This window comes from Allochromatium tepidum, assembly GCF_018409545.1.
GTDB lineage: Bacteria > Pseudomonadota > Gammaproteobacteria > Chromatiales > Chromatiaceae > Thermochromatium > Thermochromatium tepidum_A.
In genome coordinates, this window is the sequence record NZ_AP024563.1 from 2601605 (window position 1) to 2622174 (window position 20570).

Consider the following 20570-nt stretch of genomic DNA (forward strand, 5'->3'; position numbering starts at 1 on the left):
CCGATTCCATACACCGGCCACGACACGAGTCGTACCATAAAAGTAACACTTTTTGCCTTGAACGCAACTTTGGGCGCCGGATACGTCCGTACTGAAGTTTATCCCAACATGCCGTGCGATCAAGTCGTTCGCTCCTCGAAATCAGCGACTCCATGTGGTGATTCGTGTCCGGCCTTCCTGAACCCGTAACCTGCGATCAAGCACCAAATCCGGCCGCCCCTCCTCGGGTAGCGGACGTCCTGGTCCTGATCCCGGCCCACAACGAGGCCGCGACCGTCGGCGCCATCGTGCGCGAGGTGCGCCGGCGCTGGGGCTATCCGGTGGTTGTGATCGACGACTGTAGCACCGACGACACAGCCGAGATCGCCCGCGCCGCCGGTGCCACCCTGCTGCCGCTGCCGCTGCAACTGGGCGCCTGGGGCGCGCTCCAGACCGGACTGCGCTATGCCGAGCGCAACGGCTATCGTCTGGCCGTCACCCTCGATGCCGACGGCCAGCACGAGCCGGCCCAGATCGGCACCCTGGTCGCGCCCGTGCTCGCGGGCCGGGCCAACGTCGTGATCGGCGCCTTCCCCGCCCGCGCCAGCCCGGCGCGACGCCTCGCCTGGCACTATTTCCGCCGGCTGACCGGACTCGACCTGGAGGACATCACCTCCGGCTTTCGCGCCTACGACGCACGGGCCATCCGGCTGCTGGCCTCGCGCGAGGCGACCCTGCTCGACTATCAGGACGTCGGCGTGCTCCTGACCCTGCATCGGCACGGTCTGCGCGTGATCGAGGAACCCGTGCCGATGCAACCGCGTCTCCAGGGTGTCTCCAGGGTGTTCAAGTCCTGGTGGACGGTGGGAAACTATATGCTTCAGACCAGTCTGCTCTGTCTGGCGCGCGTCGGCCATGGTCGAGCGCGCGACCGGCGGACGGACTCAGACGTATCAGGATAGGATCGACGTTTCCGTCAACTACCCCGCCCTGAAGGGCGGAGCTTGTGAGAGCAAGCTGGGTTGACCAGCCTCAGCCCGCCTGACCGGGACGGTCGAAAGGGGCTCCGTGCGCAACAGGTCGTCAAGACTCACCGGCGGATGCTTCCTCAGTCCGCCGCTCTGAAAGGTCTGGATCATGCTGACGAAAGGTAAAGCGTCGAAGGTTCGGGTCGCCGCCGTCAGGCGGGAGCCGGTTGCACACATTGGCGAGGGGAGCGTGTCGCGTCGTGAGACGCCGCACCGTCACCAGGCCCTTACGGGCAGAGCCGCACGGCCCGGCAGGTGGAAAGCCTGCACCTGTTTCCGGCGGCTGCACGGTCGTAGCCGCTCTCCCTCCCCGCCCTGAAGGGCGGGGTTTCTCGCGGAAGAACTGATGACGTATCAAATGACCTCGATGGTGATCGGGCTGACGCTCGCCGCCGTGATCCTGTGGCTGGTGCGCCGCGATCATCTGCACGGCCCCTATGCGGTCTGGTGGATCGGCGCGGCGGCGACCGTCACGGTGCTGGGCTTCTTTCCGAGCGTCTTCGACCGTCTCGGCGGCTATCTGGGCGTCAGCTATCCGCCGATGCTGGCCATGGTGCTGGGCTTCGCCCTACTGCTGATCAAGATCCTGACCATGGACCTGGAGCGCTCGCGTCAGGAGCGTCAGATCCGGCGTCTGGCCCAGCGGCTGGCGATGCTGGAAGCGCGCGAGCCGCCGGCCTCCGATCCGGACGACCGGCCACAGGCCCCCGCCTCCTGAGCCATGCGCGTCCTGCACATCGGCAAGTATTTCCCCCCATTCGCGGGCGGCATGGAGCATTTCCTCGCCGACCTGCTGCCGGCGCTCAAGGCGCAGGGGATCGAAGCCGCCGCGCTGGTGCATCACGAGCGATCCGGCCGTCACGGCTCACGCCCGATCGCGCCCGAGGATCCGCCGGTGTATCGCGCCCCGACCTATGGGCGACTGCTCTATGCGCCGATCAGTCCCGCCTTCCCGCGCCGGCTCGACCGGCTCATCGGCGAACTCGCGCCCGATCTGCTGCATCTGCACCTGCCCAACACCTCGGCCTTCTGGGCGCTCGCCCTGCCCTCGGCGCGCCGTCTGCCCTGGGTGGTGCACTGGCATTCGGACGTGGTCGCCTCGACGCTCGACCGGCGTCTGAGTCTGGCCTATGGACTCTATCGACCCTTCGAGCAGGCGTTGCTCGCCCGCGCCGAGCGGATCATCGCCACCTCGCCGGAGTATCTCGCGTCCAGTCCGGCACTGGCGCCCCGGCGTGAACGCTGTGTCGTCGTGCCTCTGGGTCTGGATGCCGCGCGTATCCCCGAACCCGACGCCGCGAGCCGTGCCCAAGCGGAGGCGTTGTGGCATAGCGTCGCCCCCTCAGATAGACACAGCCCTAGCCCCCGGCGTGTCCTCGCCATCGGGCGTCTGACCTATTACAAGGGACACGAGATCCTGATCCGGGCCGCCGCTGCATTGCGCGAAGCCGGCGTGCTCATCGTCGGCTCGGGCGATCTGGCCGATGCGCTGCGCGGATCGATCGCGACACTCGGGCTGAACGGGCGCGTCCGGCTCGTGGGTCATCAGCCCGGCCCAGTGCTCGACGCCCTGCTGGCCGGTTGCGACCTGTTGTGCCTGCCCTCGATCGAGCGGACCGAGGCGTTCGGACTGGTGCAGTTGGAGGCCATGCGCTTCGGCAAGCCGGTGGTGGTCAGCGATATCCCCGGCTCGGGGACCGGCTGGGTGGTGCGTCAGGCAGGCAACGGCTTGACGGTTCCGCCGGGCGATCCTACGGCGCTCGCTGCCGCTATCGATCGGCTGGGGCGCGATCCCGAGCAGGCCCGGCGACTCGGCCAGGCGGGCGCCCAGGCGCTGGAGACGCACTTCGGTATCGCGCGCATCGCCGAACGGATCGCGCAGCTCTATGCCGAGGTGGTCGACGCACGCCCCCAGAGCGTCAGCAGGAAGAAGACATAGAAGGGTACGAAGTGCAGCAGCAACCGGCCCAGGCTGGTGCCCTGCTCGGCCCAGCGATGGGCGTCGGTGAGGAAGAACAGCCCCCACAGCAGCAGCAGGCTGCCGAGCACGAGCGCCGGCCCCGACAGCAGCCAGGGTGCGCGCTCGCCGCGCACGACCCGCCAGATGGCCACGATCAGTCCGACCAGCAGCAGATAGCCGAGCAGGTGCCAGTTCTCCAGCCCCAGGAGCGCCTGGGCGAAGACGCCCCAGTTATCGTGATAGCCCAACTCGAAGCGTCCGATGAAGGGCAACCGGATCGCCTCGGCGCCGATCTCGATCAGGCCGATGAACGGCGCCTCGAACCTCAGACCGATCACCCAGGCGAGTCCGAAACCCAGGACGACCGCCGCGATCAGGCTCAGACCGATCCGACGTCGACGCGCCTCGACGAGCATCCAGGCCGGAACCAGGAGCACCAGCCAGACCGCACCCTCCAGCTTGAGCAGCGGCCAGGTCGCGGCCAGTGCCAGACAGAGCGCCGCCTGACGCCTGTCGCCGGTGCGCGTCCACTGCATAAAGGCCATCAGACTTAACCCCAGCGCCCCGGCCAGCCAGAGATCGGCATACCCGGCCAGCGCCACATGGGTGTCGAACAGGGGCAGCGAGATCAGCCCCCAGAGCGCCGCCAGACTCGCCGGCGCCGAAGCTCCCCAGAGACGCGCCTGGCCATAGAACCCCAGCGCCAGCGCGATCGCGGCGCCGAGCCAGGGCAGATTGGCGGCGGTCTCGTTCCAGCCGCCCGCGGCCAGCGTCGGCCACAGCGCCAGACGCGAGACGAGTGCCGGATAGTTCCAGGCCGCGATGGTATAGACCGCGCCCGTGCCGTCGCCCGACCAGACCTCGGGCGCGACGAAGGGCACCAGCCGACCCAACTCGGACCAGACGCGCGCCCGCACCGCCCAGGTGGTCCAGGCGTCCCAGGGATACAGCGGTTGCCACCAGACCTCCAGCGCCAGCACCGCGAAACGCAGTCCGATCCAGCCGAGCAGGAGCACCAGGAGCAGGCGAGATCCAAGCTCGCGCGCGTCTCGCGGCCAGACTGAACGGAGCGACCGGAAGGCCTCCCGACCGGACGGACGAAGGCCCCGCACCGCCCAGCCGAGCGCCAACGCGAACCCCAGCATCAGCAGCCAGAACGCAACCCGCAGGCCGAGGATCGACAGCGGATAGAGCAACGATGCACCGACGAGCAGTGCCGCCCAATAGCCATAGCCCAGCACCAGCGGCCAGACACCGGGCGTCCCGTCCGGCCACAGCCGCCGCAGCAGCAAGGCGCCCGCGAGCCAGGGCAGCAACAGCGATAGTGCGACGGCGAACCAGGTGATCAGGGTCATGCTCGTTTCCATGTCGTTCAATCCTCGACCGCGACCGACGTGACCCGGAACAGCGTACCCAGCCCCGGCTGGGACAGCTCGCTCGATACGGCCAGACGCCAGTCCCCGAACACCAGTTCGGAGCGCCCCCGATCATGAGCCGTGCGATCGAGCGGGCTCATCAGGAACACGGCATCACCCGGCTCGACCCCGCTCGCGGCGTCCAGGGTGGCGCTCAGACGCACGTTGTGCGGCAGCAGATGGTAGCGCGCGCGATTGGCGCCATAGCTCGCCGGATCGGACGCGACGAGAAAGATCCGCACCGGCTCGGTTCCGAGTCGCGCGCGGATGTCCGCGATGAAGGGATAAAAGCCCTGGTCCGGCCCGACCCGCTGACGCTCGGCGGCCTCGAGTCCGGCATAGAGCGAACGGGTCTGGTCCAGACGTTCCAGCAACATCCACTGCCAGCGCACGTCCAGCGCCAGCCAGCCGACGAGCAGGATGACGCCATAGGGCGTCCAGGACCGGAATCCGCGCCAGGGCGGCGCGAGCAGCAGATGGATCAGCGCCGCCAGTGCGCACCAGACGACCACCGGGATCAGCGGCCGGATCCGGCCCGCGCCCTCTGTCGAATCCGTGAAGTTGATCGAGCGCCCCGTCCAGCCCGGATCGCGCCGCCAGTCGTTCCAGGCGAGCGGGAGGATCTCCGACAGGGCCGGGCGGCGCGGCTGGAGTGTCAGCGACTCGAACAGCAGCGGTTCGGCCTCCGGGTCGGACCCGACGACGGCCAGACCGACGCCGACGACCAGCCCCGCCCAGTTCGGATCATCGGTCAGGGTGACGAAGCCGGCGCGACGTTCGTCCGGTGAGATCAGGCGATCGAAGGGCTTGCGGGTGGTCGCGGCCGTGGCCCAGATGACACGCAGCTCGCGCGTCGCGTCCAGCCCGTCGATCCGCCAGCCCAGCCCGCGATAGTCGCGCGCCTCGAAGGGGCGGATCGCGCCCTGGACCAGGATCAGGCCATTGGACGCCGCGCGCTCGACGCGCAGACCGCGTTCGCTCTGGGCGCCCTCGCCCGCCGTGAGCTGAAGCCCTGAGGCAGAGATCCGAATGGTCGGCCGCGCCGGATCCTCGCTCCACAGATAGACTCCGGCGAGCAGCAGCCACAGACCCAGGGTGGCGCCGAGCAGCGCGGCGACCAGGGCGAGCGGACGATACCGGGAGGCTTGCAAAACCGAGTGTTTCAAGGCTCAACCGCGCTCCATGAGATCGGTAAAGACGCGCTCATACCCGCGCGCCATGCGTTCGATCGAGAGTTGTTCGGCGCGCTCGCGTCCGCGTTCGGCCAGACGGTGTCGGCGCTCGGGATCGGTCAGCAGGGCGCCGATGGCGTGCGCGAGCGCCTCGGCGTCCTCCATCGGGGTCAGCAGACCATATTCGTCCCGCCCCAGCACCTCGCGCGGGCCATAGGGGCAATCGGTCGCCACCACGGGCGTGCCGCAGGCCAGCGCCTCCAACATGGTATAGCCAAAACCCTCGAACTGACAGGTGTGCACATAGAGATCGGCCTGGCGGATATAGGGATAGACGTTCTCGCGATGGCCGACGAAACGGACGCGATCGGCCAGTCCCCAGTCGGCGACCCGGCGTTCGAGCGCCGAGCGATCCGGTCCGTCGCCGACCAGGATCAGGGCGGCCGGCCGGATCGATTGCAGGCGTCGGAAGGCGGCGAGCAGCAGACCGAGATCCTTCTCCGGCGACAGACGCGCGGCTGTGCACAGACGGGGCAAGTCGGGCGGCAGCGTCTCCAGTCCGGGCGCGGATTCGGCGGCGAGACGGGCCACGCCGGCGCCGTCGATGCCGTTCGGGACGACGACTGTGCGTCGGGTCGGGCCGAGAAAGTGTCGGCTCAGTTCGCGCGCGGTGCCCTCCGAGGGGACGATCATGCGGTCGGCCAGCCGTGCCGTGGCGCCGACGGCCAGACGCAGGAACAGGTGCCGCCGACGTCCATGCTCGTAGCGGCGCATGTGCTCGTACACCGGCCCACGAAAGCTGCCGACCGTCTTGATGGGCAGACGTGCCAGCCGCGTCCCGAACACGGCGAGGGCCGAGGGGTAGTGCATCATCCCGAGCACCAGATCCGGCTCGGCACGCGCGATCAAGGTGCCGATGATGCGCGCGTCGTCATGCAGTTCACGGGCGTTCGTGAACCAGCCGCGCGACAGATGCGCGGCGGTGTCGAGGAAGTCGTCGTAGTCGGGGGGGACCAGCTCGCGCAAGGCCGCAGGGGCGGCGAGCGTGATCCGTCGCACGACGCGGCGATCGAGATGGGTGATCAGGTTGCCCGTCGTGCGCTCGGCGCCGCCGAACACCGTGGCCAGATGCAGGATCAGCAAATGCATTGAGAGAACCGTCAGCCGGTCGAAAAGCTGGGCTGGGCACACCAGGAGCACCCAACCCAAGGGGCTTCAGGATCAGTAGCGCGTGAAGACGATGTCCTGCGACTCGATCCGGAACTCGCTCACCCATTCGCCATCGATCCACAGCCAGCGGTTCTTGACCGGGACCACGCGCTCGGGCTGCTTGATGACCTCGCCGGTCATGGGCGCCTTGAACTCGGGCACATGGGCGCGGATGGTGGTGACGACCTCGGCGATCGGTCCCTTGATGGTGATCGCGTCGATCTTGGCCTCGCTGTACTTGATCTTGCCCATGTTGGACAGATAGATGTTCAGCGGGGTGGCGGCCTTGAAGAAGGGGTCGAGATAGGTGTAGGTCGTGTTGTAGTCATCGGCCTGCATCGCCTTCCAATAGCCCTCGACCCGCTTGCGCAGGTCCGCCTCGCCGGTCTTGGCCAGACGCTCACGCTCGGCGCGCGCGGACTCGGCGAGCGACTTCAGGCTGGATTCGTCGAGTTTCAGTTCGACGAGCTGCTTGCCTTCGAGCGTGTCGTCGGTGTAACGCTCGGCGATCACGCGATAGCCGTCGTCTGCGGCATAGACCGCGTTCGGCTCGTAGCGCAGGCCCAGGTTGACGCCCGGCTCGCGCGGCAGCGGCACGTCGGCGATCGTCCAGGTCGCGCCATAGTCGTTGGAGAGGCTGGCATAGAGGCCGGAGCGGATGTCGCGCCAGTCCTCCCAGACCAGCAGCACCTGTCCGGGCTTCCGGCCAAAGGCGACCGAGGGGTTGCGCGCATGGAACAGGGACAGGAGTTCCTGGTCGCCGGTGCGCGGCTTGACGGCCTTGGACCAGGTCTCGCCGCGGTCGGTCGAATGGATGACATAGACATCCTGCTTGTCCCGATCGTGCTCGCTACGATTGCGCCCGCTGACGGCGAGCAGGATATGACCCTCGTCATCGGTCGCGATATTCAGGCCGGCGATGTCGTGCCCGCGCAGATCCTCGAAATCGAAGCGCTTCCAGGTCTTGCCGTTGTCGTCGGAGTGCGCACCTTCGAGGTGGAAATCACGCTTGTCGAAGCCGCGCTGGGACAGCCAGATCGCGAACCAGCGCGAACCGGAGCGGAAGGCCTCGAAGATCGGCGTGACGTCGGACACATCGTCCGCAACCGTCACGGTCTCGGCGAATTCACCGCTCGCTGGGCGGAAGCGCGAGACGATGCGCCGTCCGTCCACATCACCCTGCCAACTGAAGACGACCAGATTGCCTTGCGGATCTGAGGCCATGACCGGATAGATGCCGGCCATCACCAGTTCGATCGGCGACAGCTCCTGCTTGGAGCGGTCGAGGTTCCGATAATAGAGATTGTGGATGCTGCCGGTCGGTTGACCGGCCTTCTCGCCGTACCAGAGCAGATGAGTCAGACCCTTGGCATCGGATTGGGCTACGAAACGCGCCAATGGCTCAGTGTCGGCGCCGATCTCCAGCGGCTTGATCGATGTCGCGCCGGGGGTCAACTGGTCGGTATCGAGCAGATAGAGACCCTTGTCGGGATGCTTGTCGCGCCAGAGTGCGAGCGTTCCCTTGTCGGTGGCGGACAGCGCCAGCCCCGAGGGTGCCTGAGCGCGATCGTCCGGAACCAGCAGACGCTCCTGGCCTTTGGGATCGCGCAACCTGAGCAGACGATCTCGATCATAGTAGGCGAGCCAGCGTTGCCCCGAGGCGTCCAGGACGTATTCCCAGCCGCTCGTGGCCGCCATGGTTGAATTGCTCAGCGTCTCATAGGACGCGGAGGATTCGGCTCGATCCGCGGCGAACGACGTGCCGCCCGTGACGAATACACCCAGCACACAGCCCAGGCCAAGGGCTTTGAATCTTTGAACGATCACTTTGAATCCCCGACAGCCAATTGTTTGAATCCGAAGTCATTGTAAGGCAATCGAAGAAGCAAAATGCTTACGATACCTCCATAAAAAAAGCCGCCTAGGGGCGGCTTTTCTTGTCTACTGGTTGGGACTGGTGTTGGCCAGTCCTACCAGTAGCCGACGATTCGATCGCTCAAGGATCGACCTAGACGTCAGAAGGGGTTGTTTTCGTCAGGAGCGAACAGAATGGAGTTGTTGTAGGTTCCGCCCACAGCCTCACCATTGAAGGTGTTGCCGGTGTTGTACTCGAGCTTGATGACGACAGCGCCGTCCGTAGTCAGGTTACGATTGGCAACCGCAAAGCGATCGGCCGAATCGGAGCTGCCGGCGGTGGTATCGACATTGAACGAAGCCGGCACCCACTTGGTGGCGTCAGCCGGATCCTGGGTGAGGCGGTAGTTCCACAGACGGCCCCAGCCACCATTCACGAGGCGAGCAGCGGTACCATCGCTCAGCATCGAAATCGCATTGATGCGACCAACGCACACGACGTCCTGCGGAACGGTACCGGAGATCAGGTTCTCGTCACGATCGTAGAGGTCGCCACGGGTCGTGGTCACGAACTCGATACGAGCGCGATAGTTGTTCATGAAATCAGGATGCTGATCGATGGACACCGGAGTCACAAAGAAAGCGGTCGTGATTTCGTTGAACGGCATGATAGCGACGTTCGACGGACTCTGAGAAGCCGCGTGACGGAAGTCGGCATCATCCGAGCTGTAAGCCTGATAGCCCCAAGCCGCGCCGCTACCGAACTCGAACACGAAGGCTTCACCGGAAAGGGTCTCGCCATCATCGCCATTCGGATCGAAAACGGTGCCATCACTATTGTCGACGGTCAGATAACCGCGAGCGGGCTGAACATTGCGACCGAAGGCATAGTCACGACCGGACTGCTGCCAGGGGTTGTTGATGCTCGGATCGTTGAAGAGAACGCCGGCGGTATCGGAACCGAAGACGCCGCCCAGATCGATGGTCTGGATGTCGTTACGGCTGGTCGGCAGGTACTCGTTGTACTCTTCGCAGTTGTTGAGCAGACCTTCGCCGGCAGCGACGTTCTTGTAGTAGAAGCGGTAGTGCAGGTGAGTGGCCGCGTAGGCACCGTTCTGGTTCCAGTTGTCGGCGGTCGTGTTGATGACGCTGACGACGGTGGTGACGGTCGGGCTCAGAGCCGCATAGGGGAAGAAGACGGTATCGGCCTGCGCCACACCAACCGCCGAAACGCCGATGGCTGCCGCGACCGCGGATGCGAGGGTATTTTTTGCGAACATCGCTGGAGTTCTCCTGTGATTCACACGTTACAAACTGACCAAAGGGTTGAGTATTCCGGATCTCTTGGACTACTCGTGCTGGAGTTAGCGGAGGCGCCGCCCATCCGAAACGCATGCCACGCCGGCTCGCGGCTCGTCCAGGAGTCTACACCACAAATTGTTGTTGTCAACCCACATCCGTAAATTTAGCGACGCCCGACTGGACCCGCGCCAGCGGAACGCACCAAAAAAAGACTTAAAAACGAGCCTGTTAGACTGCTTTTCAAGCACATCCGTCCCTACTGTTGCAAATTGACAACGACTGACGAAAATGTCGCTCAAGCCGACTTGCATGACTTTTTCGCCACAGCAATCCGGATAGTACGAGGCGGCGCGATCGTCGTCTCCGACGGCGGCGAGGACTCGGAGCGCCTCAGAAGATATCCACATCGCCCATCGTATAATACAAAAGATCGCGCGCAATCTCAGCCGAGATCGCCGACTCCCAACGCATATTGGCCACTACGACCGGGGTTTCGGTGCCGGAGACGCCCAGAGCCGTCCGATAGCCGCCCGGCAGCCAAGCGCGAATGCCGGCCCGCCCCAGATCCGACTCCAGACGCGCCACCAGCGCACGCAAGGCGGCCCCCACAGCCGCCGACGGCAGCCAGAGGTCGACCAGACTCGGCTCGGAACCGTCCTGCGAGCAGACGCCCCAACCCGCCAGCCGCCCCAACCGGCTCAGACCATAGAGACGATAGCGATGACTGGGGTTGTCGGCATAACGCCAGCGCAGATAGGCACGATCGCGCACCAGCCCCAGACGACACTGACCGCTCAGACGCTCCCAGAGCGCATCGAGACGCGCATCCTGCCAGTCCAGCGGCGCGGCGCGCCAGAGGTTGTTCCAGCCGCGCGGCCCCGTGAGACGCGACTCCAGGGCGATCTCCAGACGCTCATAGACGCCTGAACGCTCGCCGATGAGATAGGGACGCCGGCCCGGAAAACCGTAGCGAAACGCCGTCGGCAACCGCTCGGCGATACGCGAGAGCAGATCGCGCAGCATGAGCGTGAAGAGGTTGCGGCGACCCAGCCCGCCCCGATGCTCGGGATGCACCATCACGTCGCAGACCTGGACGATCGGAATCGGTGCGCCTTCACGCCGGCCGGGCAGGGTCAGAGCGCCGGCGTGGGCGACCAGCCTTCCGGTCTCGTCGAGCGCGACGACCGAGTCGGCGCATCGGTATCCGGCACTCTTGGCGAGCGCGCAACCGGCGCCATACTTCCAGCGCCATTGCTCGGATGTCCGTTGCTCACCGAAAACGGTCGCGAAGAGCTCGCGCAGCCTGGACTCGTCGTCGGACTCGGCAGCGCGTAGTTGATATCGATCCATCCGCGAATTATCCGGCGTAAGCCCCGCGTCCGGCAAGCGCTTTATTGCGGTGCGTCCGGACGGTCACATAACATCGAGCCGATCCGGCCGGCCTCCCTGGAGGTGACGCTCCCACATACGCCGATAGAGTTCTTCGAGCCGGCGGGCGAAGCGCTCGCCGTCGAAGAAGGGCGCGCGCGTCCCGGCCTCGCTCAGGCGTGTCCGCAGTTCCCGGAGACGCGCCGGGTGGGTGGCCAGATCGAGCGCCAGCGCCTGATAGCGGTCGAGATCCGTGGCGATCAGCTCGCTCAGGCCGCAGGCGGCGAGCAGACTGGAGGCCACGCGCGCCGCGAAGGTCTCGCCCTGACAGGTCACGAGCGGCACGCCCATCCAGAGCGCGTCCGAGGCCGTGGTGTGGGCATTGACCGGCAGCGTGTCGAGCATGAGATCGGCCAGCGGCAGACGCGCCAGATGCTCGGGCTGAGGACGCTTGGGCGCGAAGATCAGCCGTTCGGCGGCGACACCGCGTCGTTCGGCCTCACGCGCCAGATTGCGCCGGATGGCCTCGGTGCGCGCATAGAGCCAGAGCACCGAGCCGGGGACGGCCTGGAGCAACCGACACCAGCGCTCGAAGACCGCGGGCGTGATCTTGTAGGGATCGTTGAAACAGGCGAAGACGAAGGCGTCCTCGGGCAGTCCGGCCTCGGTGCGCGTGGGCCGTGCGCCGACCTGACGCCGGTCGTCGACCGGGGCATAGGCGTCGGGCAGATAAGCGATGGCTTCGTCATAGGCCGCGACGGACTCGGGCGGAACCACGATCGGGTCGGCGATCAGATAGTCGATGAAGTCGCTTCCCAGACCGCCCGGAAAGCCGAGCCAGCTCGCCTGGATCGGACTCGGACGCTGGGCCAGGATCTCCAGGCGCGCATGGCGGGTGTAGCCCTTGAGGTCGACGAGGATGTCGACGCCGTCCTCGCGGATGCGTCGTGCCGCGGCGTCATGGGTCAGCTCACGGATGTCGACGAAGTGCTCGATGGCCGCGCGCAGACGCCGGCGCATGGGGCCGCCGTCGTCGTGGCCGGTCGAATAGGCGAAGATCTCGAACTGCTGGCGGTCATGACGCTCGAAGAGCGCGGCGGTGAGATAGGCGGTGGCGTGCTCCTGGAGGTCGTCGGAGAGATAGCCGATGCGCAGACGCGCCCCGGCCGGCTTGGGCGGAGCCGGCGGCAACGCCTGGGCGCGCGTCGACCAGGGTGCATATTCGGCGGCCTGCCGGCGCGCGATGCGCTGCTGATCGAGGGCCGTGAGTCCGGGGATGGCGAGCGCGGCGAATGGCCGGATCACGGCCTGATCGGATGTCCGGACCCGTTCGACCAGGGTCGCGCAACGTTCGTCGAACCGGCGCCAATCGCAGACATGCAACTGGTTGCGGATCAGCTCGGCGAGCAGTCGGGGCGGCTGGGGTTCCTCTGACTCGTGGGCGTGCGTCAGGATCTCGACGGCATCCTCGAAACGCCCCAGATCCGACAGCCAGCCGGCCAGCATCAGGGTGCGCTCGGGGTCGGTCGCCTTGGATTTGAGGGTTTCGGCGGCGAACGCCAGCGGGCCGGTCCGGTCCTCGGCCGGCTCGGTCTCGGGCCGGTCGCGTTCGAGCAGCTTGTAGGCGGCTTGCAGCAGCGAATAACCGGCGATCAGGAGTTCGGGGTCGAGCCGCAGCGACTGGAGCGCGTATTGGAAGGCGGCCTCCAACCGATTGCAGTGCAGTGCGGCATCGGCGGCATTGTTCCAGGTCTCGGCGCGCAACGGGTTCAGACACAGGGATTGCTCGATGGCCCGCTGCGCGCCCTCGGCATCGCCGAGCCGTGAGCAGGCCACGCCCAGATGGTCCCAGAGCTCGGCGCGGCCGGGGATGAGTTCGACGGCGCGCGCGAGCGACCGGCGTGCCGTCTCGAAGTCGCGCTGAGCCATGGCGGCCAGACCACGCAGATGATGTGCCTCCCCCCAGGAGGGCTGATCGGCGAGCGCGCGCTCCAGCTCGGCGAGCAGCGGCTCGAAGCGGCCGGACCGGTAGAGCCGGATCAGACGGGCGAAGGCTTCCTGGAGCCGGGCCTGCACGGCCGAGCCGGTCGGCAGGTTCAGGGGCGCATCGGGCGGTTCGGCGCCGACCCGGGCCGGTGTCGGGTGTGCCTCGGCTTCATACGCCTCGGGTGCGGGTGCCTCGATCCAGGCGCGCCAGCGTGCCAGGGTCTCGGGCGGCAGGCCCAGAGATCCGGCCTCGGCCAGCCGCTGTTCAGCCTCGGGCCGGCGTCCGGCGCGGACCAGACTGTAGATCCAGGCGCCGCGCAACACGGCTGAGTTGGGCCATTGCAGGGTCGCGCGCGCGAACAGCGGGATCGAACTCAGTCCGCAACCGGCATCGACCAGGGCCACGCCCAGGTTATAGGCGGCGAGGATGCGCTGTGGCCGCTCGCGCAGGGCGCGCGCATAATCGGCGATGGCGCGCTCCGGATCGCCCTGCAGGTGGGCGTCGAGTCCGGCGGCGAGCGGATCGGCCGGTTTCGTGGCGGCTGGAGCGGACTGTGACGACCAGGAGACCGAGTAATTGATCAAGACGATACCTGACTATGAGCTTGGCTGAACACGAATTCGTTCCCTATCGCGCCGAGCACTGTCTGGCGCACGGTCGAGTGCTGGTGCTGGCGCCGCATCCCGACGACGAGGTCTTCGGTTGCGGGGGCGCCATTATGCGACATCTGGCGGCGGGAGACCCAGTGCGGGTCATCGTCGTCACGGATGGCGCGCTGGGCGTGGGGCCGGATCAGCCTGATCCGATCCGGACACGTCGGGACGAGACCCGGCGCGCGGCGGCGGTGCTCGGCCATGTCGACCCGGTGTTCTGGGACTGGCCGGATCGGGGACTGAACTATGGCGAGCCGCTGATCGGACAGATCCTGGAGGCGATCGCCCACTGGTCGGCGGATCTGGTCTATGCGCCGTCCTGGTGGGAGATCCATCCGGATCATCTGACGCTGGCGCTGGCGAGCGCCGAGGCGGTGCGGCGCTGTGAGCGTCCGCTCCGGCTCGCCTTCTACGAGGTCGGCTCGCCGCTGTGGCCGAACCGGCTGCTCGACATCACGGATCTGGCCGAACGCAAGCGTGCGGCCATGGCCTGTTTCACGACCCAGATGGCGCAGCAGGACTACGACCGCCATGTCGCCGGACTGAACGGCTTTCGCACCTATACCCTCCCGCCCGAGATCCGCGCCGCCGAAGCCTACCGGCTCCTGAGCCGCGATGAACTGCGCGCGCCGCCCTGGGACCGGATGCGTCCCTCGCCCGAGTGTTCGCTGAAGGATCTGGTCGAGTCGCTGCGCCGGCCATGCGGCGACTTCGAGGCCCGACTCGCGGCCGGCGAGCACTCGACCTCCCGGCGGATCACGGCCCCGCTACGCCGGCTGGTCCGACGTCTGCGCCGAACCTGAACCACGCGCTCACCCGTTTACGACGGCAGCCAGCCTTCGCCGAGGATCTCGGATTCGGCCCAGGGGCAGACCTCAGGGAAATCGTCGCGACCCGTCTCATCGGCGGCCCGCGCCACCGCATCCGACCAGACATCTTCCCACCAGGCGGCATCGGCGGTCATGGCCTTCAGGCTCGGTGTCTTCTCCAGACGACGCCGCACGCCGCGTCGCTGCTCCTTGATGGTGCGCACCCAGCTATTGCCGCGCCGCTCGGGTTGAGAGTGCCACTTCAGCAGATGCATCAGCAGGATCGCCATGCGATTGGCGAGCTCGCGCTGTTCACTCTTGCCCACGTCCTCGATCTCCTCGGCGATGTGCTCCAGGTCGAGCAGGTCGAACCGTCCGGCACGGATCAAGCGCGCCTGCTCGTTCGCCCAGGCCACGATGTCGGTGTCGTAACAGGCCGTCATGCGTGAAGCCTCACGACCGGAAGATATCGCGATAGGCGGTATAGACCGCGATGGTCAGCACGGGCAAGAGCACGAGCCAGCCCAACAAGAAGGGGATCGCGCCGACGAAGAGCAGGACGAACGCGATCAGCCCGAAGACCAGGAACGGCAGGATGTTCCTCAGACAGCCCATGAAGCTGAGCTTGAAGGCCTGCATGACGGGCACGGCGTCCAGGGCCACGAGCGCCGGGGCGAAGAACATGGCCATGGCCAGCGGAATACCGAGCAGCAGCGCGATCAGGACCGGCAGCATGCCGGCGGCCATGGCCTCGAATTGCTCGGGCTTCATGGTCGGGCTTGGGGTCATCATCCCCGAACTCCCCACCATGAGGATGAAGGGCAGAGCGATCACCAAACCGATGAGCAGGGCCAGTACCAGATAGACGACACCGACGAGCGCCAGCGGACCCGGTCGCACCGAGAATCCGGCGAAGAGCCGGCCGACGCCGAACCCCTCGCCGCGATCCTGAGCCTGGGCGCCGAGCATGAGTCCGGCGGTGAACATGGGACCGAGAACGGCCGTCGCCAGTCCGCCGATCAGCGGCACCAGACTGACCACGATGATGATCAGATAGAACAGCAGCAGGGCGCCGATCCAGGCCCAGGGCGCCTGCTTGAACAGCCCCCAGGCGTCCTGGATCCAGCCCCAGCCCCGACCGGCCTCGACCGCGTTCGGCTCGCCGAGTCGATCCGAGGCGGCGTCGAGATCGATCGGTGACGACGCCCTGGAGTCCGATGCCGCCGGCTTGTCCAGCGACGGACCGGATGCACCCGACTGCGCCTCGATATCGACCTCCAGCCCCACCGAGGCCAGCGCCTCCCGATAACGCTCGGCCTTGGCGGCAGTCAAATCATGCTTGATGACCCGTCCGCTGCCGTTCATGACCAGCTCGCGCGCTTCCTGCTCGCTCATGTTGAACTTGCGTGCGAGCTGCTCCACGACCTCGTGATGACTGTGGCCCAGCGACAGCCGTCCCGAATAGACGATGCGATAGCGAGTGTCCACCTGCATACCCCCAATGTTGCGTTGTGACCGTTAGACCAGACAGCGTTTCAACCAGTCCAGCACGCCCGGCTCGGCGGCCCAGACGTCGCGCATGGCCTCGCGATACAGCCAGGCCTGATCCTCGCCGCCGAGGGTGACGCCGAGCGGATCGAGGCGCGGCTGCTTGATGCGTTTGCGCGTCAGATAGCGCGGGATGCGCGGCAGGCGGCGGATGGCGGTCTTGAGCACGGTGCGCGCCCGCTCTTCGCGTCCGAGCCGATAGAGCGCCAGCACCTCGCCATAGGCCAGGTCGGCGAGCAGGTCGTCCGGGAAGCGCCGCGCCAGGGCCAGGGCACGCTCGTCCTCACCGTCGCGCAGATAGAGGTTCATCAGCTCGGCGCGCGCGCCGTGGTTGTCCTGGGGGTTGAGACGCAGCAGGGTCTCGAGCGTGCGCCGCGCCTCCTCGGAGTGTCCTTCCTGGGCCTGCGCCAGATAGCGCCGGAACAGCAGCCGCAATGCCGGACGGTTGGCCTCGATCGACCAGGGCAGTTGTCGGCCCGAGTCCGGCGGCAACACCCGCTCCAGGATCGACCAGGCACGATCGAGCACGGGTGTCAGCAACGCATGGGCGATCCAGGGCAGCGCACTCTCGGGATGGACATAGAGCGCCGTGGCCAGATCGTCGAGCACGTCCAGACTGTCGGCCAGCTCGGGATGACCGAGCAGATGGTCCAGCCAGCCCGGTTCGGACCAGACATCGAGTTCTTCGCTCAGGGTCAGATGGATCGAGCGCGGCTTGCCGCCCGGATAGAGCCGGTGCCAGAGCGCCTCGGACGATCCGACCTCGACCGGGGCGCGCAACCCGACCGGACGGCCGGACTCGATCCAGGACTCGGGCATAGTGCCGTCGTCGGCGACGTCCGGCGTCTTGCGTGCCTCCAGCCCCTCGAAGAGTTCGAGTTGCGTGGTGCGCGTCGGCATCGCCGGTCGGGCGCGTCGGCGTCGATTGACCAGTGCATAGTCGGGCAGTGGGCGGGCCATGGCGACCGCGACCCAATCGTGCAGATCCACCAGTGCCGGGTCGAGCACGTCGGACTGGGTGTTGACCATGGCCTCCTGCGGGTCGACGATGACCTGCTCCAGGAACTCCATGAAGCTCTCGGATTCGAGACCTCGCCGCTTGAACCGATGGCGCCAGAAGCGCGCCCGCTCACGCGCCTGGGCGTCCTTGTGCTGGGCCACCAGCAGGGTGATCTCGAGCAGGGCCGTGCCCGGACTGTCCGGGTCGCTGCGAAGCGCGGCGGTGAAGGCGTCCTGGGCCAGGGCGTAGTCGCCCGCGTCGATGTGCATGGTGCCGAGCCGCTGCCAGGCCGCCGACTGGAGCGCACGACCGCCCTCCCGGCAGACGCGCTGGAGCAGTGCCAGCTTCTTGCGCCGGTGGTCGAGTCGGTCGTAGGCGTCGCAGAGCAGATCCAGCGCCGGTTCGTAACGCCCGTCGAGCGACTCCAGCGCTCCGGCGAACAGCGGTTCCAGCAGGGCCACCACCCGTCCGGGCCGGTCCTCGTCGAGCCAGCGGTCGGCGATGCGCGCCAGCAGCGGCTCGGGGACGACCCCGCTGGCCAGGGCCGCGCGCACCCCGTCCTCGGACAGCAGCTCGATGACGATGTCCCACACCAGCTCGGTCGAGAGGTGCGGCAGCTCGTCGAGATTGCCGCAGCACTGGCCATACGCAAAGCCGGAGCCGCAGAGGCAGGGATCCTCGGGCGCCGGCTGGGGCAGCGGACGCGGCCGGAAGGCATTGGACGGTTGGGGCGTGGCGTCCCAGATGAGGGTGGCGAGCATCCGGGTCAGGCGCGCGATCTCGGCGGGATCGAGGCTGGAATCCCACAACCCCAGGGTCTCGGGGATGTAGTCCTCCGCCCAGTCGATATAGTCGCGCGGGTCGGGATGCTCCAGGATGTGTCGAACGGACTCCACGATGACTCGTTCGAAACGTTCGGCATCAGCCGCATCGTGCTGGACCAGCATGACACACTCCTCCACTCAGCAGTGAGGTGGTCATTCTAAACCGCCTGCGGTCCGAGTAGGCATGTTTTGATAGGGTGCCCAAACAGGGTACGCCAGGCGTACCCTGCCGGCCTCAGGACGAGGTATGCAGGATCTCGCCCGTCTCGTCCTCGACCGTCACCCGCATCGGAATGCCCTGACGGATGCTGGCCGAGACCACGCAGAAGTCCTCGAACAGATCCTTGCAGCGGGCGAAGCGCGCCGACTGCGTGACCGCTTCGCTGACGATCAGCCGGATCTCCATGGAACCGATGCGCAGCCGCTTGCGCTCGTTGCGGACCATGATGCAGGTGGCCTCGGCGCGCAGACAATTCTCGGGCGGTTCTTCCTTGAAGACGCAGTAGAGCAGGCTGGCGCTCAGACAGTTGGCGGCGGCGGCGGCGAGCATGCGCGAGGCATTCGGCCCCTGCTGTTCGCCGAGCGGCGGCGGCTCGTCCATGAGGACGTCCGGCGCGCGCTTCCAGTCGAAGGCGACGTTGATCAGGAAGCCTTCCTGCTGCTGGAGATGGATGGTGAAACGGCCTTCCTCGGACATGAGAGGTTCCTCGACGATCGGGGTTCAGGGTTCGATGCGGCTGCCCAGGACTTCCAGGAACTTGCGCATCCATTCCGGATGGGCGGGCCAGGCCGGAGCCGTGACCAGCTTGCCGTCGACATAGGCGTTGGAGACGGTCTCGTTGACTTCGCACCAGGTGCCGCCGGCACGCTCCAGCTCGGGCCGCACGGCCGGATAGGCGGTGCACCGGCGCCCATCGAGCACGCCGGCGGCGGCCAGGATCTGCTGACCGTGACAGACCGAGGCGATCGGCTTGTCCCCGGCGGCGAAGTGACGCACGATCTCGATGACGCGCGGATTGAGGCGCAGGTATTCGGGGGCGCGCCCGCCGGGGATCACCAGGGCGTCGTACTTGGCCGGATCCACGGTGGCGAAGTCGGCATTGATGGCGAAGTTGTGACCGGGCTTCTCGCTGTAGGTCTGGTCGCCCTCGAAGTCATGGATGGCGGTGCGCACGTGCTCGCCCGGCTGCTTGCCCGGACAGACGGCGTGGACCTTGTGCCCGACCATCTGTAGCATCTGGAAGGGCACCATCGCCTCATAGTCCTCGACATAGTCCCCGACCAGCATCAGTATCTTTTTGATCGCCATGAGCGCTGTCCTCCTCCGGATCGCTGTGATTGGAAAGTTCAAACTATAGCATTGAGGATCGTCGCGACGCGCGTTCGCCGGCGATCCCGTCCAGCCTCGACACAGGAGACTTCAGCCCCATGTTCGTCACCCCGCCCTGGCCGCTCGCCCGTGCCCTGCTGTTCAAACTCGATCCGGAGCAGGCCCACAATCTCACGCTCGGACTGCTGGCGCGCTGGTCGGCGCTCTTCGACGGGCGGCTCGGCGTGATGGATATCGCGCGGCGTCCGGCGCTAGCGCGCGAGGTGATGGGTCTGCATTTTCCCAACCCCATCGGTCTGGCCGCCGGGCTGGACAAGCAGGGCGAGGCGGTGCCGGCCTGGCAGGCGCTCGGTTTCGGCTTCGTCGAGGTCGGGACCGTGACCGCCCTGCCCCAGCCGGGCAATCCGCGCCCGCGTCTGTTCCGCCTCGCAGCCGACGAGGCGCTGGTCAACCGCATGGGGTTCAACAACGGCGGCGCCGAGGCGATGGCGCGGCGGCTTGGGCGCCTGCGCGCGCGTGGACTGCCCGAGATCCCGCTCGGGGTGAATCTGGGCAAGTCCAAGGTGACACCGGCGGAGCGGGCGGCTGAGGACTATCGGCAGAGCTTCGAGCGCTTGGGCGAGCTGGCCGACTATGTGGTCGTGAACATCTCCAGCCCGAACACGCCGGGGTTGCGCGATCTGCAACGGGTCGATGAGGTCGCGCGGATTCTGGAGGCGATCCAGGGGCCGAACCAGCGCCTGAGTCGTCCGCGTCCGCTGTTGGTCAAGCTGGCCCCGGATCTGGCCGACGCCGAGGCCATCGAGTGCGCGCGTGCGGCGCTCGAAGCCGGAGCAACCGGGCTGATCTTCACCAACACCACCATTCGCTTCGAGGGTCTCAGGAGTTCGACCGAGGGAATGAGCGGCGGACTCTCGGGCCGACCGCTGCTGTCGCGCTCGACCGAGCTGCTGGGCAAGGTGCGTGCGGCGCTCGGTCCCGAGCCGGTCATCATCGGCGTCGGCGGCATCCTCGACCCCGAGGGCGCGCGCGCCAAGCTCGCGGCCGGCGCCGATCTGATCCAGGTCTATACCGGTCTCATCTATCGCGGTCCCGGATTCGTGCGCGAGCTGCTGCGCGGACTCTGAGCGCG

General features: G+C 66.9%; 17 protein-coding genes. 5 read left to right on the forward strand and 12 right to left on the reverse strand.

The window, feature by feature from the left end; genetic code table 11:
* The first annotated feature begins 164 nt into the window (after positions 1 to 164).
* The 3 genes from Atep_RS12485 (at position 165) to Atep_RS12495 (ending at position 2946) form a co-directional block, all read left to right on the forward strand.
* Positions 165 to 941, forward strand: a complete 777-nt coding sequence (locus Atep_RS12485; RefSeq protein ID WP_336511357.1) for a glycosyltransferase family 2 protein — start codon at positions 165 to 167, stop codon at positions 939 to 941.
* A 412-nt stretch (positions 942 to 1353) separates the two neighbouring features.
* The gene (locus tag Atep_RS12490; RefSeq protein ID WP_213378823.1) at positions 1354 to 1725 is read left to right on the forward strand and encodes a DUF2304 domain-containing protein; all 372 of its coding nucleotides are present in this window, start codon (positions 1354 to 1356) and stop codon (positions 1723 to 1725) included.
* Between the two features lie 3 nt (positions 1726 to 1728).
* The gene (locus tag Atep_RS12495; protein WP_213378824.1) at positions 1729 to 2946 is read left to right on the forward strand and encodes a glycosyltransferase; all 1218 of its coding nucleotides are present in this window, start codon (positions 1729 to 1731) and stop codon (positions 2944 to 2946) included.
* Here the strand turns inward: Atep_RS12495 and Atep_RS12500 are convergent.
* The 7 genes from Atep_RS12500 to Atep_RS12530 all read right to left on the reverse strand — a co-directional run bounded on the left by Atep_RS12500 (position 2892) and on the right by Atep_RS12530 (position 13858).
* Complete coding sequence (locus Atep_RS12500; protein WP_213378825.1) at positions 2892 to 4334, reverse strand: hypothetical protein; 1443 nt, start codon at positions 4332 to 4334, stop codon at positions 2892 to 2894. The two genes, Atep_RS12495 and Atep_RS12500, sit on opposite strands and share 55 nt — an antisense overlap.
* 5 nt (positions 4335 to 4339) lie before the next feature.
* On the reverse strand, positions 4340 to 5548 hold the full coding sequence (locus Atep_RS12505; RefSeq protein WP_213378826.1) for a hypothetical protein: 1209 nt from the start codon (positions 5546 to 5548) through the stop codon (positions 4340 to 4342).
* A gap of 3 nt (positions 5549 to 5551) precedes the next feature.
* Positions 5552 to 6703 (reverse strand): glycosyltransferase, encoded by a 1152-nt coding sequence (locus Atep_RS12510; protein WP_213378827.1) that lies wholly within the window; start codon positions 6701 to 6703, stop codon positions 5552 to 5554.
* 72 nt (positions 6704 to 6775) lie between these two features.
* Positions 6776 to 8461, reverse strand: a complete 1686-nt coding sequence (locus Atep_RS12515) for a sialidase family protein (protein WP_213378828.1) — start codon at positions 8459 to 8461, stop codon at positions 6776 to 6778.
* Between the two features lie 317 nt (positions 8462 to 8778).
* Positions 8779 to 9897: a hypothetical protein gene (locus Atep_RS12520; RefSeq protein WP_213378829.1), complete on the reverse strand. Its 1119-nt coding sequence runs from the start codon at positions 9895 to 9897 to the stop codon at positions 8779 to 8781.
* 412 nt (positions 9898 to 10309) lie between these two features.
* Positions 10310 to 11269: a GNAT family N-acetyltransferase gene (locus Atep_RS12525; protein WP_213378830.1), complete on the reverse strand. Its 960-nt coding sequence runs from the start codon at positions 11267 to 11269 to the stop codon at positions 10310 to 10312.
* Positions 11270 to 11332: 63 nt separating this feature from the next.
* Positions 11333 to 13858, reverse strand: coding sequence for a tetratricopeptide repeat protein (locus tag Atep_RS12530; RefSeq protein ID WP_213378831.1), 2526 nt, complete (start codon positions 13856 to 13858; stop codon positions 11333 to 11335).
* A 14-nt stretch (positions 13859 to 13872) separates the two neighbouring features.
* Between Atep_RS12530 and Atep_RS12535 the strand changes: the two genes are divergently transcribed.
* On the forward strand, positions 13873 to 14730 hold the full coding sequence (locus tag Atep_RS12535) for a PIG-L deacetylase family protein (RefSeq protein WP_213378832.1): 858 nt from the start codon (positions 13873 to 13875) through the stop codon (positions 14728 to 14730).
* 17 nt (positions 14731 to 14747) lie between these two features.
* On the opposite strand, the gene Atep_RS12540 is transcribed toward Atep_RS12535, so the two are convergent.
* The 5 genes from Atep_RS12540 to Atep_RS12560 all read right to left on the reverse strand — a co-directional run bounded on the left by Atep_RS12540 (position 14748) and on the right by Atep_RS12560 (position 19417).
* Positions 14748 to 15179, reverse strand: a complete 432-nt coding sequence (locus Atep_RS12540) for a DUF29 domain-containing protein (RefSeq protein ID WP_213378833.1) — start codon at positions 15177 to 15179, stop codon at positions 14748 to 14750.
* Between the two features lie 10 nt (positions 15180 to 15189).
* A complete protein-coding gene (locus Atep_RS12545) occupies positions 15190 to 16230 on the reverse strand; it encodes a BPSS1780 family membrane protein (RefSeq protein ID WP_213378834.1) in 1041 nt (346 codons plus the stop codon).
* Positions 16231 to 16254: 24 nt separating this feature from the next.
* Positions 16255 to 18231: a tetratricopeptide repeat protein gene (locus tag Atep_RS12550; protein WP_213378835.1), complete on the reverse strand. Its 1977-nt coding sequence runs from the start codon at positions 18229 to 18231 to the stop codon at positions 16255 to 16257.
* 112 nt (positions 18232 to 18343) lie between these two features.
* Complete coding sequence (locus Atep_RS12555; RefSeq protein ID WP_213378836.1) at positions 18344 to 18805, reverse strand: OsmC family protein; 462 nt, start codon at positions 18803 to 18805, stop codon at positions 18344 to 18346.
* A gap of 24 nt (positions 18806 to 18829) precedes the next feature.
* Positions 18830 to 19417 (reverse strand): DJ-1/PfpI family protein, encoded by a 588-nt coding sequence (locus Atep_RS12560; protein WP_272876291.1) that lies wholly within the window; start codon positions 19415 to 19417, stop codon positions 18830 to 18832.
* 119 nt (positions 19418 to 19536) lie between these two features.
* Between Atep_RS12560 and Atep_RS12565 the strand changes: the two genes are divergently transcribed.
* Positions 19537 to 20565: a quinone-dependent dihydroorotate dehydrogenase gene (locus Atep_RS12565; RefSeq protein ID WP_213378837.1), complete on the forward strand. Its 1029-nt coding sequence runs from the start codon at positions 19537 to 19539 to the stop codon at positions 20563 to 20565.
* Positions 20566 to 20570 lie beyond the last annotated feature (5 nt).